The following is a 16,915-nucleotide window of genomic DNA, read 5'->3' as shown; positions in this document are numbered from 1 at the left end:
GGCTGTGCAGCTTGGATATAGCCTTAGAGATGACTATCGGGCCTCCGCAGTAAATGCACCCGGAGTTGCAACTGTCTTTGGTGGAACAATAGGTGTCTCGACTTTTTTTGGACAGCTTGCAAATAGCTTTAGAGCCGGCGGGTCACAGGACCTTCAGCGAACATACAATGATGTGTCGGGAGGCGGATACGCAGAATTTGTGCCTGAGTTTAAGGACGCAGCGTCTTTTCATTTTGGCGTTGTATCAGCGGCCGCAGGATTGCCGGAGTCGGTGACGATTGCCGGAGGCGGTATATACAACGGGTCAAAAGCGCTCATCGATATATACCTCAGAAGTGGATCAACGAGTCTTGATACGTCGGGAGCATTTTGGAATAATATCGATAATGTCACAGCCATAAAGACCGGATATGCAAACTACAATTCGGGACGTTTTTCATCAGATGGTGCGCCTCTTCCTGTCATAACTCCGCCGCCACCGCCGCGCTGTTTCCCGGCCGGCACAAGTATTCTCCTTGCCAATGGTTCTCGGTGCCCTATCGAAGACATAAAAGTTGGCGATATGGTGGCGTCCTTTAGAGAGTTTGCCGATGGCGGACGCGGAGTGCTTGGCGCTGCTAGCGTTACGCGGTTGTTTGAGAATATTACTGATCATTTCTTCGTAATTGAAGCTAGGGGCTTTCAGCGATCCTCATTTAGAGCTGTTGCGCTCACGGGCGGGCACGTAATTATCTGTGCGGATGGAGTGTGGCGTGAGGCTCGTGAGGCAGCATGCCTTGGGTGCAACCTCATTGACATCTACGGTGAGACGGTCGCCATCACCTATCGTCGAATTGAGTATTCTGCGGAGTCCGCCAGTCTCTATCCGCAGGCATCGATCATGCGCTACGCAACCGCTCGCGGTCTAGCGCTGGCGCCACAGATGGAAGAGGGGTGGCGCACCTACAATTTTGAAGTCGCGAATGATCATACGTACGTGGCCGAAGATTTACGAGTGCATAATGACTCCGTGTTTGACTATATTCCAACGAATGCAGTTGTCTTGGGTTGGGGTGGGCCAGAAAATAACCCAGACAGAGCCGTATTTATTCGGGGAAGTGAGCAGATCTATTATGAGACGCGTTACGACGCGAGCGGCTTTAAGTATATCTATCAAGAGGCGCGGCTTCTTGATGCGGCGCCGAATCCGTGGGTGCGGCCGGATGGAACCATCGATGAGATGGGTTCCGCAATCTGGGGCGGCGGCGTAACAACAAACCCTCACGGTCCTGCTGTCATCACCCAAACCACGCCCGTCGGTCCGACGGGTGGCCAGCCCACCGATATTCGCCCCGACTTTCAGCGTATTCAGTCCGTTCAGGTCGATGGCGTAATTGTTGCCGCAGGCAATCTCGGCGCGTCGTTGGGTGCCTCGCTCGGCCGTGCCATTGCAGGCGATAACAAAGTCGCGCAATTCGCTGCCGGCACATTCTTCTCGGCCATTGGCAAGACAGTCGGTGAAACCCTTTCCGGGGGGCTCGAAAAGTCGATTCTCGCATCCGGCCCGAATGGCACGACGCTGCTCGACCTCGGCATCGACAATGCTTTTGCCGCCTTTGGCTATCGGGTTGGTCAGAATCTCTCGACCAACATCATGCCGAGTGCCGCCAGCGCGCTGTCGGCTATCCTCATGGGCGAATTGGCGGAAGCCGTTGGGCTGAAAGGCTTCGAGGCCAAGCTGTTCACGACAGCCGGCAATGCGATCACCACGCAGTTTTTGACCAATATCGGCAATATCGCGACGGGAACGCTCTATCAGGGTGCCGCTGCGACCCTCTTCGACGGGTTCAACAGCGGTGCGATGATTGGCCAGATCGGCTCGTCGCTGGCAAGCATGCTCGGCTCGGAGCTGGGCAACGCCATTCTGCCGGTCCACGGTCCGCAATCAGCCTTGTTCGGTTCCGCGGTCGGCGCCTTGGGGGCGATTGCCGGAACGGTGCTGACAACCGCACTGACCGCGATCACCTGGGGCATCCCGATCATCGGCCCGTTCATCGGCGCGCTTCTGGGCACGTTGCTCGGCAATTGGATGGGCAACCAGATCTACGGTAATTCAGCCTCGCTCTACGAACTGACCTACGACGCCGCGAAACAGGACTTCGGCGAGCGGCTGATCCGGAATTCGAATGGCCCGAATATCGATCTCGCCAAAGCGATGCTGGAGACAGCCGAAGCCTCGATCCGCTCGCTGCTCGAGGAGACCGGCGGCCGGATCGATCCTGTCACCGGCATGTTCCGTGTCGGCTTCGGCCATTTCGCCGATCAATACATGGCCTATGACGTCGTGGCGTCGGGCGCGACGGGCGGCACGCCTTTCGTCACCAATCCCGGGACCTATGAGATCCGGGTTCCCGACCAGTTGTCGGCGCAGCAGGCCTTCACGAAGGTCGTCGAACACGGCACCACGCGCACCTTCGCCAACACCACCATTGTTGGCGGCGACATCGTGGTGCAGCGCGCCTTTTATGCCTGGCAAGCCCTGGCCAAGACCGAAAACAATTGGGACTATGTGGCCGGCGCGCCGGGTGCACGGGCCACGCTGACGCAACTCGCCTTCGACCTGAAGATCGCCAAGGATTTCCGCTACTACTTGGATAATACGGCGCTGATCAATTATTTGATCCAGGCGGATATCAAGACCTTGGCCAACGGCCAGACCCAGGTCGGCGAGTATGCCGCGACCTGGATCGCGACGCTGATGCGGGCGCGCGATCTCGGTCTACACAATGCCTCGAAGTTCGATTTCATCGGCGGCATGAGCCAGATCCTCGAAAGCCGGGGCCTGCTCGAGAAAGCCATCGCCGCCCGTCCCGATTTCGACGGCGACATGCTTTTGCTGGTCGATCCCGTGACCGGCGCGACAGTCGGCGGCATGGATAATTTCTTCGGGCCGGGGCGGACGGCGCGCGTCGACGGCACTGCCGGCAACGACCTGATTGATCTGACGACGCGGTTTTCCGATGCGGAGACCAAGGTCGTCGCCGACTATGCCTTGGCGCTCAAGGACAGCCTGCTCGGTGCCTCCAATGCGCCGATTACCGCGCAGCAATTCGCCGACCTGTTTTCCAACCCGACCTATAGTGTCATCCGCGCCGATGGCGGCGCCGGCGACGACATCATCCGGGGCACGTCCGGCACCGATATTCTCGTCGGTGGCGTCGGCAATGACACGCTCGAAGGGCGTGACGGCCAGGACTGGCTCTTTGGCGACGAGGGCAATGACACGCTCGACGGCGGAAGGGGCGACGACTTCCTGTCGGGCGGCGCCGGCAATGACGGCCTCGCGGGTGGCGAAGGCAATGATTTTCTCGCGGGCGGCGCCGGCGAGGACACGCTGGATGGTGGTGCAGGGGGCGACGTGCTCGCCGGCGGGGCCGGCAATGACGTCTACGTCATCTCAGGGGCGCAGGTCGATACGGTCCGCAACGCGCTGGGCAATCGCAATGGCGACTATGATGTCGTCAGCTATGACACGCCCTACCCATGGCAGTTCGTTACCTTCGGGAGGAGCGGAACAAGTGTAAATGTCTTTTCCAGCCTCTTCGCCATCTCCGGCCCTTCTTTCATTATAGAAGATTTCTTCGGTACGGGGATGATCGATCGCATCGATGTCGTCGCGGGCGGCAGCTTTACGGCCGCCCAGATCGTCCAGTCGATGGCCTATGGCGGAACCGTCGGCGACGGGCAACAGCAGATCTTCAATCCCTCTGATGCCGGATCGCAGGCCATTTATGGCCGGGGCGGCAGCGATATCCTGGTCTTTGGCCAAGGTTGTGGCGCGGATGTCTTCTATGCCGAGACCGGTGGTTCCGTGCCAGGTCCGTCGGCGCCGTTCGTGACACCCGGCGGCGGCATGATCATCTATCCGGACGATATCGTGATGACGCGAGATCGCGTCGTCTTCATGGATGGGGTTTCGTTCAGGGCCGCGTTCACACTCACTGCGACCAGCATTGCGGTCGGTTATGACGCGACGACCTATCTGACGATCGCCCGCGGACCGGCATTGGCATCGAACACGACCGCGTCCCAAGTCGAACTGGTGTTCCAGGACGGCATGCTGATCGTGACCTTCGGCGCGACGGGCGAGATCGTGTCGATCATTTCGCCTGGCGACGAGGCTTGGTCGCGGGCGCATGTCTATGCCAATGGCGGAAACGACCTGATTGCCGGCACGTCGGGCAATGACCTGATCGTCGGCGGCACTGGCAACGATCTGCTGCGCGGAATTGACGGCAGCGACCGGCTGGAAGGTGGCGCCGGCGACGATACGCTGATCGGCGGCGCTGGGATGGACAGCCTCGACGGCGGCGATGGCATCGACACCGCGGCCTATAACGAAGCGCTCCGAGGCGTGGTGGTGTCGCTGACACCACAGACCGGGCCGCAGGACCTGAGGAACCTGAACGAGGCGACGGGCGACGTCTTCATCAGCATCGAGAACGTCAAAGGCTCGAAATATGCCGACGAGATCTCCGGCGACGGCAATGCCAATCTGCTCGAAGGCCTCGACGGCGACGATGCGATCTTGGGCGGCGCCGGCGCGGACATTCTGCGCGGCGGTAACGGCAACGACGTCCTGGACGGCGGGGCGGGGGCCGATGTCATCGACGGCGGTGCCGGCAACGACACTGCCTCCTATTCGAATTCGCTGATTGGGCTGGTCGTCTCGCTGCTAAATCCCGCATTGAATACCGGTGACGCCTTCGGGGATACGTTCAATTCGATCGAGGTACTGCGGGGTTCGGATTTCGACGATATCTTGAGCGGCGACGATGCCGCCAATATGATCAACGGTGGCGGCGGCAACGACATTTTAAGCGGCGGAGCCGGCAACGATATTCTTATCGGCGGAGCCAATAGTTCCGGTTTGTCCCTTGCCGGCAAGCCAGCGCAGCAGGGCCAGATGGGCGCTGAATGGACGATCGTCGGTTCCGCCGACTTTGGTGGTGACGGCGTCGCGGACCTGGCCTGGACGAGTGGCGGCAACGTGGCGCTCTGGACGTTCGGCAGCGGAGCGCTGTCGCAGTTCAATTACGTCGACGGACACATGGGGCCGGAATGGACTGTTGTCGGCACCGGCGATTTCAACGGCGACGGCAAGGCTGACATTGCCTGGACGACGGCAGGCCAGGTCGCGATCTGGCAGATGAATGGCGCGACAATTCAATCGTTTGGAGTTCCGGCGGGTCAAATGGGAGCGGAATGGAAGATTGCCGGTATCGGCGACTTCAACGGTGACGGAAAATCCGACCTTTTCTGGCGCTCCGACACATGTTCCATCTGGTTCATGAACGGCTTGACCTTGACGAGCTTTACGACGCCGGACGGCTATATGGGTGCGGAGTGGCATGTCGCAGCGATAGGGGATTTCAACGGCGACGGCCGCGACGACCTCGTTTGGCAAGACACCGGCGGCACAGTGGCCATGTGGTCCATGAACGGCTCGCACCTGTCCGGCTTCTCAGCGAATTTCGGCCGGATGGGAGCCGAATGGCGCTTGGCGGGCGCCGGCGACTTCAATCGCGATGGGAAGGACGATCTCGTCTGGGTCAGCACTTCCAATGCCGTTCAGATCTGGGAGATGAACGGTAGTCAGATTGCCAAATTTGACGCGCTCGCCTCGCAGCTGGACAACACATGGAGACTCCAGAGCGTCAGTGATCTCAATGGAGATAAGGTCTCGGACCTTCTTTGGGCCGATACGAGCGGCAAGACAGCTGTCTGGAGCTTTAGCTCTGGCGGCGACATCATGACTGGCGGAGCTGGCTCCGATATCTTCGTCTTCAATGCGTTGAACGAAACCGGTAAGGCCATTACGGATTTTCAAGTCGGCGCTGGCGGTGACGTCCTGCAGTTGCACGGCCTTCTGGCTGCCACCGGCTATGCTGGTGCCGATGGCCTGCACGACGGCGTCGTCAAATTCTTACAATCAGGTGCGGACACGCTGGTTCAGATCGACAGCAATCCCACCCCCAATCAGGACTGGGTAACGGCTGTGAGGCTTCAAAATGTCGTCGCAACGACAATCACGCTCGACAATATCATGACATAGCCATTGGGTTTTCGGTAACGTCGACAGATGGGGACGGCGTCGGCCCGGGCTCGCAAGGCGAACGAGGCTGAAGCGAGATTCGCAGCATCCTGTTCATTGCGGCGGCCGGAGGGGTGGAAGGCTTCGGCGAGCCGGCCGTCTTCGAAGGGCGCGCGCATAGGGCCGCGGGCCGGCGAACGTCGAAGCAACCAGCGGCCGTATGGCTGTTCTCCGCAACCGCACTCGACCTTTGTCAGGCAGAGCGTTACGAAAATCCCAGTGACCCGCGACCAATATCCGCGTGTCGAGCAGACAGGGCATCATGCGTAGTCTTCCAAACCCGGCTTCGCCGCGTGATCCCCTGGGCGAGGTTCTCGCTGGATACCGCGGTTCGCTCGTCTGGGTCGGCCTGTTTTCCGGCGTCATGAACGTGATCATGCTCGCCGGCTCCATCTACATGTTGCAGGTCTATGACCGGGTTCTGGCGAGCCGCAGCGTGCCGACCCTGGTCGGGCTGACCGCCATGCTGCTCGTCGTTTTCCTGGTCCAGGGGCTGCTCGACGTCGTCAGGCAGCGCATCTTGACCCGCATCGGGGCGGCGATCGACCGGCGCCTGGCGCCGCGCATCTTCGACCTGATGGTGCTGATCCCGGTGCGCGCCGGCCTGCGCCAGGACGCCTTGCAACCGGGGCGCGATCTCGACGCCGTCAGGGGCTTCATGTCGGGCCTCGGGCCGACGACCTTTTTCGACCTGCCCTGGGTGCCGATCTTCCTCTTGCTGTGTTTCCTGCTGCATGTCTGGATCGGCCTGACCGCGCTGGTCGCCTGCGTCGTGCTGCTGGCCGTCACGCTGCTCACCGACCGGGCGACCAAGGAGCCGACCGCGATCGTCTCGCGCGAGGCGGCGGCGCGCAGCGGCATTGCCGAGGGCGTCAAGCGTAATGCCGAGACCATTGTCGCCATGGGCATGCAGAAGGCGCTGGTCCGCCGCTACCAGACGACCAATGGCCGGTTCCTGGAGGCCAATGAGGCCGCCTCCGACGTCGTCACCACTTACGGCGCGGTCTCGCGCATCTTCCGCATGTTCATGCAGTCGGCCATGCTTGGCCTCGGTGCCTATCTGGTCATTTTAGGCCAGGTCTCCGGCGGCGTGATGATCGCCGCCTCGATCCTGATGGGCCGGGCGCTGGCGCCGATCGAGCTGGCGGTGGCCCATTGGAAAGGGTTCGTGGCGGCACGCCAGGCCCTGGCGCGGCTGCGCAAGACCATGGCCGCACTCGGCGATGGGGCCGAACCCATGGCGCTGCCGGCGCCGAAACGCATGCTGACGGTGGATCAGGTCTTTGCCGCAGCCCCCGGCGCGCAAGAGCCGATCATCCAGGGCATTTCTTTCTCGCTGCTGGCCGGCCAGGCGCTCGGCATTATCGGACCCTCGGCCTCGGGCAAGTCGACGCTGGCGCGTGTGCTCACCGGTTCCTGGCTGCCACTGCGTGGTTCGCTCCGGCTCGACGGCGCCGAGCTCTCGCAATGGAGCGCCGATGCGCGTGGCGGCTTCATCGGTTATCTCGCCCAGGATATCGGTCTGTTCGACGGCACGGTCGCCGAGAATATCGCCCGCTTCCAGCCCGATGCCGATCCGCAGGCGATCGTCGAGGCGGCCCGTGCCACCGGCGCCGACGATGTCATCCGCAAGCTCCCGGCCGGCTATGAGACGCGCATTGGCGAGGGCGGCATTGCGCTCTCAGGCGGCCAGCGCCAGCGTGTGGCGCTCGCCCGTGCGCTCTACGGCAATCCCTTTCTGGTGGTGCTCGACGAACCCAATGCCAATCTCGATGCCGAGGGCGAGGCGGCGGTCACCCAGGCGATCCGCCATATCCGCGACAGCGGCGGCATTGCCATCGTGGTGGCGCACCGGCCGAGCGCCATCACGGCGGTCGACATGGTCGCTGTCATGAAGGATGGCCGCGTCGCTGCCTTCGGGCCGAAGGACGAGGTGCTGAACAAGGTGCTCGCCCCGGCGAAGGGAACGAGGTCGCCATGACTGGTCCCGCACCCATCGCCTTGCCCGATGCCGGCGCCAATCCGGCCAAGGCCTCGGAGGCCGCCGAACAGGACCTGTCGATCCGCCATCTCGTCCGGTTCGGCCTGCTGCTGGTCACCGTCATGGTCGGCGGCAGCGGCATTCTCGCCGCCACCGTGCCGCTCGCCGGCGCGGTGGTTTCGGCCGGCACGGTCGTGGTCGATTCCAACGTCAAGACCGTGCAGCACCCGACCGGCGGCGTCATTGGCGAGATCCGGGTGCGCGACGGCTCGCGGGTGAGGGAAGGCGACCTCGTCATCCGCCTCGACGACACCGTCACCCGCGCCAATCTCGCGGTGGTGGTCAAGCAGCTGAACGAATCCTATTCGCGCCGCGGCCGGCTCGAGGCCGAACGCGACGGCCTCGCCTTCGCCCTGCCGGACGAGCTGCGGCCGGTCGCCGACGATCTCGACGTGGTCAGGGCCTTCGAAGGCGAGGGGCGGCTGTTCTCGGCGCGCCTGGCCGCCCGCGACGGCCAGCGCAAACAATTGGCCGAACGCATTGCCCAGATCCGCGAGGAGATCCTTGGCCTGCAGTCGCAGGAAGCCGCAAGGCGCAAGCAGGTCGAGCTGATCCAGCGCGAGCTGGTCGATGTCGGTGGCCTGTTCCGGCGCAACCTGGTGCCGCGCACCCGCATGGTGGAACTGGAGCGCGAGGCGGCGCGGCTTGCCGGCGAGGTTGGCCAGTTCGTCGCCGAGCGCGCCCGCGCCGAAGGCCGCATCGCCGAGGCCGAACTGCAGATCATCCAGATCGACCAGGAGCTCAGGCGCGAGGTCTCAACCGACCTGCGCGAAGTGCAGGGCAAGATTGGCGAACTGGTCGAGCGGCGCATCGCGGCCGAAGACCAGTTGAAACGCATCGACATCCGCGCGCCGCAGACCGGCTACGTCCACCAGCTCGCCTATCACACCCTTGGCGGTGTGGTGCAGGCCGGCCAGCCGATCATGCAGATCGTGCCCGGCGAGGATGCCCTGGTCATCGAGATCCGCATCCAGCCGAACGACATCAACCATGTCGTCATTGGCCAGTCCGCCTTCATTCGCCTGACCGCCTTCCCGCAGCGAACCACCCCGGAAGTCGAAGGCAAGGTGGTGCGCCTGTCAGCCGATGTCGCGCGCGACCAGCAGTCGCAGATCACCTTCTACACCGCCCGTGTCGCGGTGGATGAGGGAGAGCTGGCGAAGCTCCAGGGCCTGAAGATCATCCCCGGCATGCCGGCGGAGGTGTTCGTCAGGACGGGGGATCGGACGACGTTTTCTTATCTGATGAAGCCGCTGACCGATCAGGTCATGCGGGCGTTTCGGGAGCAGTAGAGCCCGAGCTCTCAGAAGAACTCGTCGAGCAGGCGGTAATAGGCGAGCCGCGCAGGATCGGGCTCCGGCAGTCCGTAATGCCCGAAGAACGGTGCCACCCAGGCCGCGCCGAGATTGTAGGTGATGCTCCAGGAGGCCAAAGCGAGGTCCTGATAGCGGTCGGCGAGCCCCAGGCGGCCACAGTCGATGAAGCCGGCAAAACCGGTTTCACCGGCGATGAGATTGGGCAGGCAGGCGTCGCCATGGGTGACGACGAGCATCTCTGAAGGCGGCCGGTCCGCGATCAACTGCCGATAGAGGTCGGGCAGGGGCCGGCCGAGCCGTTCGTCGTCGAAATCGGTCTCGTCGACCAGCCCCGCGGCCATGCGCGCCCGGGCCGCGGCGAGGCGGTGGTCGAGCCGATGGTCGAACGGGCAATCCGCGGTATCCAGGCCATGCAGACGGCGCAGCGCCCCGGCGGCGATCTCGACGCGGCGGGCCGGCGGCATATCCGCGGCAGAGGCCAGGTCGGGGCCGGGGAGGGCACTCATCAGCAGCCAATGCCAGCCGGCGTGCTCATGGGTGCCGAGCACGCGCGGGCAGGCGACGCCGCGCGTGGCCAGCCAGCCGAGCCTGGCGATCTCGCCGGGCAGTTCGGCGAGCGGCCGGATTGCTTCGGCCTTGGCGAAGAGAATTGGCCGGCCTCCCGCTTCGAGCCGGAAAACCGCTGCGTCGGAACGGCCGATCGTCTGCGGCAACCAAGCATAGTCGCCGAGGCGTTCGGCCCAGGCCGGCGGAATGGTGGGCTGAACGATGTCGGCTTCCGGCATGGGCGCCTCGCTTTCGATCAATATTCGATCTCGGCGCCGATGCCGACCGCGGCGCGGCCGTCGGCGCCGATCTCGGTCTGGATGCGCAGGCGGCGGGTCAGGTCGATATCGGCACCGACAGCCGAATTTTCCGGCTTGGTGCCGGCCCTGACGCCGACACGCAGGCGGTCGTTGATGTTGCGGGTCAGGCCGACCGTCGGTCCGCCGGCGCCCATGCCGACGTCGAGATCGTTGAGGCCGAGCGCCCGGCGGGTGCGTTCGAAGGCATCCGGACCGCCGCCGCTGCCGGCCAGCTGCGCCACGGCCTGGGCCAGCTGCACGGCCTGGAACGGCGACAGGCCGCCCGAGGCGCGGGCGAACAGCAGGCGGGAGAGAACCTCGTCCTGCGGCAAGGCCGGCGACGATGTCAGGGTGAATTGCGGCTCGGTGGCGCGCCCGGTCACCGCGATGCTGGCGGTGACGTCGGCGGCCCGGGTCTCGGCGACGAAGTCGAGGTCGGGGATCACGTCGCCACCGCCGAAGGTCAGCCGGCCGCGGGTGAAATCCAGCCGCTGGGTCAGCAGCGAGAAGCGGCCGCGCCGGAGCTCGAGCGCACCATTGGCGCGCGGATCGTTGCTGGTGCCGGCGAGCCTGAGCGTGCCGCCGAGTTCGGCATCGATGCCGCGGCCGCGGACGAAGACGCGCGACGGCGCATCGATGGTCAGGTCGAGCACGGCATTGAAGGCGGCGCGGCCGCCGCGGCGCTGCTGGCTGGCGGCGCGCTGGCGGGCGATCTGGGCGAGCCGCGCCCGGGTCTGCGGCGGCGGGGCGACATGACGGGCATCGCGCAGCGGCTCGGCGGCGCTCGGCAGCCGGTCGGGCACACGGATTTCGAGCGTCGTCACGTCGATCCGGCCGCTCAGGCGGGGCGCCGTCGACAAGGGGCCCGACACGGCAAGGTCGAGGCTCGCCACGAGATCGGCGACGTCGCTCGAGACCAGCTGGGCGTTACGGGCGGAGATCTTCAGATCGGCCGGAAAGCCGCGCTCCGGTTCGGCCGCGACCCGGCCGCTGACGCTGATCGTGCCGGCATTCTTGGTCCGCGCGGTCAGCCGCTCGATGACGATGGTGTCGCCCCGGCCACTGACGCGGCCCTCGATGCCGGTCAGGGCGACGCCCTGGATCGGATCGTTGAACGCGCCGTTCGACAGCGTCGCCGTGCCCTGGATGTCGGGCCGGACCCGTGAGCCGCGCATGGTGCCGTCGACGGCGACACGGCCGGCGACACGCTGGCCGGTGCCGGCGAGCGTCGCATTGGCGAGGCCGGCGTCGAGCGTGCCGCGGGCCCGCAGGTCGTAGCTGCCCTGGGGTGAGATCGGCACCAGGCCGTTGATGGTGAAGGCGAGCGCCGCGCCGCCGGATATCCTGACATCGACGGAGGCGCGTGCGCCCTCGGCTTCACCGCGGGCGGTGATGTCGAGCGCCGGCACGCCGGCCGAACGGGTCTGCGGCGCGCTGAGCCCCTTGATCGTCGCTTCGAACGGGCCGCGCGGCGCCGCGGCAGGCCCGTTGAGCGTGGCGCGGGCGTCGAGCGTGCCGCGCAGGCCGGTGCCCGGCGCGACGATGTCGACCGCGGCGAGCGGCACGCGGCGCGCGTTGACGACGGCATCGAGCTCGGCGCCGAACCTACCCCTGAGCTCGATCTCGCCGCCTTGCACCGCGATGGCCAGGCGGTCGGTGCGAACCTGGCCGTTCTCCAGGACCAGGGTGGACGGCGCGGCAAGCGCGATGCGGGCGCCCGAGCGCACCGCGCTGAAGGATGCGAGGTCAAGGCGCGTCGCGGTGCCGAGACCGAGCTTGCCGGCGGCCGCCAGGTTGAAGCCGCGGGCCAATGCCGTCAGCGAGATGTCGCTTGCCTCGCCCGCCGGCCGGGCATTGAAGGCGATGCGCTCGATGGTCTCGCCGCCGGCGACAAGCTGATCGATGCTGGCGGTACCGTTGAGCACGGGGCGGCCGGCCATATCCTCGGTGCGCAGATCGGCTTTCAGCGCGTTGAGCGTGTTGGTCCCGATCACCAGACGGCGGCCGTCGGCGGTGATCGCGAGCTGCTGGCGCCCGGCATTGGCGGCCGCGTTGACGGTCGCCTCGAGCGCGCCGCCGAGGCGTGTCAGGGTCAGGGGCGCGATGTCATCGAGATCGCGTGCCGAAACCGTCAGGCGGCCGGCCGCGAGGCCAGCCTGGTCGAGTGTGCCCTGGCCCTCCGCCGAGACCGAGCCGAGCTGGGCGGCGAGCTGGTCGAGCCGCCAGCCGCCATCGGCCATGGCGCCGCCCTTGACGTCGAGGATCAGCGGCTTGCCGTTGACGTCGCCGCCGGCCGACAAGGTTCCGGCCGGGGCGCTGACGAGGCGGGTCGCGGCGAGTGTCAGGCGCAGGTCGCGGATCGGCCGGTTGAGCGCACGGATATCGGGAGCGGTCAGGACGAGGGTGGCGTCAGGGTCATCTTTCAGGCCGGTGACGCGGGCATTGACGCGCGCCGCTCCGGCCAGCCGCGGGTCGACGCGCGTCAGGTCGGCCAGCGAGAGGTCGCCGGTCAGGTCGAGGCCGGTCCTGGCGACACCGCCGTCGATGACCGCCGTCACATGCTGGCCCTGGGCGGTCAGCCGGTCGAGGGTGACGCCGTCGCGTGAGGTCCGGGCGGCGCCGGCAAGCGTCAGCTGGCGGCCAACCAGCCGGTCGGCGACGGGGTCGCCGAGCGAAAGCTCGGTGCCGCGCCCCTCGATCCGCGCCATCACCCGCGACAGCTGGGGATCGCCGGTCAGGGCGACCTGCAGGGTGGCGCGGCCGGCGAGCCTCCGGTCGGCCAGGGTCGACAGCGCCGCAAGCCTGGTGATCTCGCCCTGGACGCGGCCGTCGACCAGGGTCGAGCCGGCCCGGCCGGTGAAGCCGAGCGCCAGATTGGGGGTGGCGATCCGCGCTTCCGTCACGTCGGCAATGGTCTTGTCGTCGACGGTCGCGCGAACGACCAGGGTGGCGTTGTCGCCGAGCGCCTCGGCCATTCCCCGATCAGCCGGGACGACGCCGGTGGCGCGGCCGTCCATGGCGATCCGGTAGCGTTGCGGGCCGGTCGTGCCCAGCGGCTCGACCGCCAGGGTCGCCGCCAGCGCCTGAAGCTTGAGGCCAGGTGTGTCGAGGCCGGCGAGATCGAGCTTGCCGTCGACCCGCGGGGTCGCGACCGGGCCCTTGGCGGTGGCGTCGAAGACAAGGCGGGCAAGGCTCGCCTCGCCGCGCCGGGTGCCGCCATTGGCGGTCGGCAGCGCGCGGGCCGTCACCGCGACGTCGAGGATGCGGCTGGCATCGAGCCGCCCGGCGATCGCCAGTTCGGCAAGATCGGAGGCCAGCCGCAAGCGTTCGATGCCGATGGCGCCGTCGTCGGCGAAGGTGACGCCGCCATTGAGCGAGGTGGTGCCGGCAAAGATGGTTCCGACCGCCGGCGGCAGCAGGTTTTCGACATGGGCGGTCAGGTCCAGGCCGAGCCGCCGTTCAAGGCCGCTGCGGCTGAGCCGCGCCTCGCCACGCGCGTCGGTGCCCGGGCCGGCATCAAAAGCCACCCGGCCGCGCCAGTCGTCGAGCACGCCGGCGCCGGCGAGGTCGAGCTTCACCGGCGGCTGGCCGGGCAGCCCCATCAGCCGCGCGGCGATGCCGCCGGCCGGCTCGTCATGCTGCAGGCTGAGGTCGAGCTGCTGCGAGGCCGGCGTAAAGCGCAGGCGCAGCGCGGACTGGCCTGGTGAATCGAGCCGTCGGATGTCGAGCACGGCCTGCAGCCCCTCGGACGGCGCGCCGAGGCTGGCATTGCCGCTGGCCGAAAAGCGCGCGGCGACGCCGAGGATCGGTTCGCCCAGCGCCATCTCGCCAAGGCTGAATTTGTCGACCTGCAGCTTGACCGGCAGTTCCGGCAATAGCGGTCCGTCGGAGGGCGGCGCGCTGTCGTCGCCCTTGGGCTTGCGGGTCAGTTCGATCTTGCCGATCTCGAGGTTCTGCACCTCGATGCGGCCGGCAAGCAGAGCGGCGCGGCGCCAGACCAGGCGGATCGTGTCGATCCTGAGAAAGACGCCGTCGGCATCGGCGACCGAGACATTGCGAATGGTGGCGTCCGACGACAGCGGACCCTCGACCGCGCCGACGGTGACGCGCGAGGTCGGCGTCGACAGGAGCTTGGAAATGAAACCGGCGAGAACGCCCTGGTCTTCCTGTGCATGGGGCACCGAAGCGTGCAGCATCAGGCCCATGGCGACCAGGGCGAGGCCAAGGCCGAGGCGGCGGAAACCGAAGCGGTTTGACCCTTGCGCTTTCGTCATCAGAAGGCCTGTCCGAGGCTGACATAGACGGCATAAGCACGCTCGCCGCGCTGGCGGGCGATGGGCACTGCGAAGTCGAGGCGGATCGGACCGATGGCGGTATAATAACGCAGGCCGAGGCCGGCGCCGATCCTCAGCCGCTCCGAGCCGTCAGGCAAAGACGAGGCGAAGGCCTGGCCGATATCGACGAAAGGCACGATGCCGATGGTGTCGGTGATCTTGATGCGGGCCTCGAACGAGGCCTCGAACAGGCTCTTGCCGCCAACGACATTGCCGAAGGCGTCGCGCGGACCGAGGCTCTTATATTCGTAACCGCGCACCGAGCCGCCGCCGCCGGCATAAAAGCGCATGGGTGCGGGGATGTCGGCAAGCGTTCCGCCGGCGATCGAGGCGAAGGCAATCCTGACCGCCAGGATGTAGCGCGCGGCGTCGTCGAGCGAATAATAGGTCGAGGCCTGGATGCGTCCGACGCCGAAGAACGAGGGGGCATCGCGGAAGCCGTGATAGGGCGTGAACGAGGCGGTGACCCGGAAGCCACGTGTCGGGTCGAGCGGCCGGTCGGTCGAGTCATAGGTCACCGACAGGGGAATGCCGACCAGGCCATAATTGTTGCGGCCGAGCGGATCGATCGACTGACCGATCTGGCCCTCGATGCCGCCCTGGATCGAAAAGGCGTCGGTGAAGCGGTGGCGGATGGCCACCGTCGCGGCCGCGACATTGCTCGTATAGAACTCGGTGCGCTCGCGCAGGATCGAGGCATCGATCAACAGGTCGTTGCGGCTGCCGCCGAGCGCCGGCTTGACGAAGGAGGCGGCCAGCCGGCCGCCGATATTGTCGGGCGTGAAGCCGCCGCGATGGCTGCCGCCGATCCAGTTCTGGTTCGACAGGAGATAGAACAGGTCGGCGTCGAGCCGCAGCCGCTCGGCGCCGCCGAACAGGTTGCGATGGGCCCAATAGGCCTTCAGCGCCGGCCCGTCGACGGTCGAATAGCGCACGGAGGCGCCGAGCACGCGCGGCGGGCGCTCGGTCACCTCGACGTCGAGCGGCAGGTTGCCGTCGGCATCGAGCATGGTCGCCTCGCGCACCCTGACGCCGCCGATCGCCTCGATGCGCGAGACCGATCTGCGAATGTCGGTCAGCGCCTTGGGCGAATAGGGGTCGCCCCGTTCGGCATAGATGAAGGAGCGCACCACCGCCGGATTGACGTCGCGGGTGCCGGTGACACCGATGCCGCCGATGCCGGCGACCGCGCCGGGGTCGACGGCCAGCACGACATCGACCTGATGCGAACGATGATCGATGGTCGGCTGGCGCCTGATCACCTTGACGAAGGGGTGGCTGCGGCTGCGGAAATGGTCCGACAATTGCGCCGCGGCGGCGAGCAGGCTGGCGGTGCGCGCGGGTTCATTGGCCTTCAGCGAGACGACACGCCCGGGCAGCACCGTGGGATCGAAGGGCCGGCCGCTGCGCTGGTCGATGATCTCGACCCGGCTGAACGTGTAGAGCGGGCCGGGATCGACGACGATCTCGACCGGCACGACGGCGCGGCCCTTGAACCGGTCGAGCAGCACCTTGAGGCCGGCCGGCGCTGGCCGGCCCAGCGCTATCGCCTGGCCGCCAACGACGATCGACACGTTGGCGGCGTAATAGCCCGAGCCCCACAACGCATCGACGACGCGCGGCAGGTCGCTTTCCGCGCGCCGCAACAATTCATCGCCGTCGACAGGCGGTTCGGAGCGCAAGCGATAGAGTATCGAGACGTCGTTGATCGAGGCTGCGGCGTCCTTGTCGCTATCGAGCCCTCTGACGGTAACTTGATAGGACAGCGCGTTGGCGACGACCTGCGGTTGATCGTTGCCGAACAGTCCGAAAAAACTTTGCGAATAGGCGGAGTCGTGGCCAGCAACGCTTAGTATTGCCAACAAAGCATAGACATATGCTCGGGGTCTGACCCGCCACTGAACCAACATTCACACAGCCTTTCAGCGTCGATACAATGGCCCGCATGGGGTTAAATTATGGCGAACGCCGGCGGCGGCGGTGATCTTCAGCCATGCCACAAGGCCAGCCCGCGCCGCTGACGCCTTGCATCAATGCAGGCGGGCGCTGGCGATTCCGTCCCGACTGGACCAGGAGGCTTTTTTGATCGCCATCGGCCGTTCGGCGGATGAGGGCCCACGAAAATGCTGCTCGCCAGCGCGCCGCCCGCCATGCAGAACTTCTCGCCTGATCGTCTCACCTGCCCGATAGCGGCCAGCGTGAGGCATTGTCGGGGATCGGGCCCAGGCACATGAGGTCCGGCCGCA

Annotated in this window: 6 protein-coding genes; 3 read left to right on the top strand and 3 right to left on the bottom strand. The window is 65.9% G+C overall.

The annotated features are described in order from the left end of the window. The first annotated feature begins 880 nt into the window (after window positions 1-880). From E8M01_RS04620 to E8M01_RS04610, 3 genes are all read left to right on the top strand, one after another. Complete coding sequence (locus tag E8M01_RS04620; protein ID WP_170181780.1) at window positions 881-6,094, top strand: FG-GAP-like repeat-containing protein; 5,214 nt, start codon at window positions 881-883, stop codon at window positions 6,092-6,094. A gap of 301 nt (window positions 6,095-6,395) precedes the next feature. Further along, window positions 6,396-8,114, top strand: a complete 1,719-nt coding sequence (locus tag E8M01_RS04615) for a type I secretion system permease/ATPase (RefSeq protein ID WP_136959041.1) — start codon at window positions 6,396-6,398, stop codon at window positions 8,112-8,114. Continuing rightward, window positions 8,111-9,466 (top strand): HlyD family type I secretion periplasmic adaptor subunit, encoded by a 1,356-nt coding sequence (locus tag E8M01_RS04610; protein ID WP_136959040.1) that lies wholly within the window; start codon window positions 8,111-8,113, stop codon window positions 9,464-9,466. The genes E8M01_RS04615 and E8M01_RS04610 overlap by 4 nt, the downstream gene beginning before the upstream one ends. An 11-nt stretch (window positions 9,467-9,477) precedes the next feature. Here the strand turns inward: E8M01_RS04610 and E8M01_RS04605 are convergent, their stop codons facing one another. From E8M01_RS04605 to E8M01_RS04595, 3 genes are read right to left on the bottom strand one after another with little or no spacing between them, the layout of a single operon-like run. Then, the gene (locus E8M01_RS04605; protein WP_136959039.1) at window positions 9,478-10,275 is read right to left on the bottom strand and encodes an APH(3')-II family aminoglycoside O-phosphotransferase; all 798 of its coding nucleotides are present in this window, start codon (window positions 10,273-10,275) and stop codon (window positions 9,478-9,480) included. 17 nt (window positions 10,276-10,292) lie between these two features. After that, window positions 10,293-14,609: a translocation/assembly module TamB domain-containing protein gene (locus tag E8M01_RS04600; protein ID WP_136959038.1), complete on the bottom strand. Its 4,317-nt coding sequence runs from the start codon at window positions 14,607-14,609 to the stop codon at window positions 10,293-10,295. Next, complete coding sequence (locus E8M01_RS04595; protein ID WP_246088597.1) at window positions 14,609-16,351, bottom strand: autotransporter assembly complex protein TamA; 1,743 nt, start codon at window positions 16,349-16,351, stop codon at window positions 14,609-14,611. The genes E8M01_RS04600 and E8M01_RS04595 overlap by 1 nt, the downstream gene beginning before the upstream one ends. Window positions 16,352-16,915: the final 564 nt, after the last annotated feature.

The sequence above is a fragment of the Phreatobacter stygius genome (genome assembly GCF_005144885.1).
Taxonomy (GTDB): domain Bacteria; phylum Pseudomonadota; class Alphaproteobacteria; order Rhizobiales; family Phreatobacteraceae; genus Phreatobacter; species Phreatobacter stygius.
Note: the sequence above shows the minus strand (reverse complement) of the source record. Positions and strands in the feature narration are given on the sequence as shown.

Coding starts and splice junctions, on each gene's coding strand:
- E8M01_RS04620 (WP_170181780.1), top strand. CDS start 881: ATGCGCTACGCAACCGCTCGCGGTCTAGCGCTGGCGCCACAGATGGAA.
- E8M01_RS04605 (WP_136959039.1), bottom strand. CDS start 10,275: ATGCCGGAAGCCGACATCGTTCAGCCCACCATTCCGCCGGCCTGGGCC.
- E8M01_RS04615 (WP_136959041.1), top strand. CDS start 6,396: ATGCGTAGTCTTCCAAACCCGGCTTCGCCGCGTGATCCCCTGGGCGAG.
- E8M01_RS04600 (WP_136959038.1), bottom strand. CDS start 14,609: ATGACGAAAGCGCAAGGGTCAAACCGCTTCGGTTTCCGCCGCCTCGGC.
- E8M01_RS04610 (WP_136959040.1), top strand. CDS start 8,111: ATGACTGGTCCCGCACCCATCGCCTTGCCCGATGCCGGCGCCAATCCG.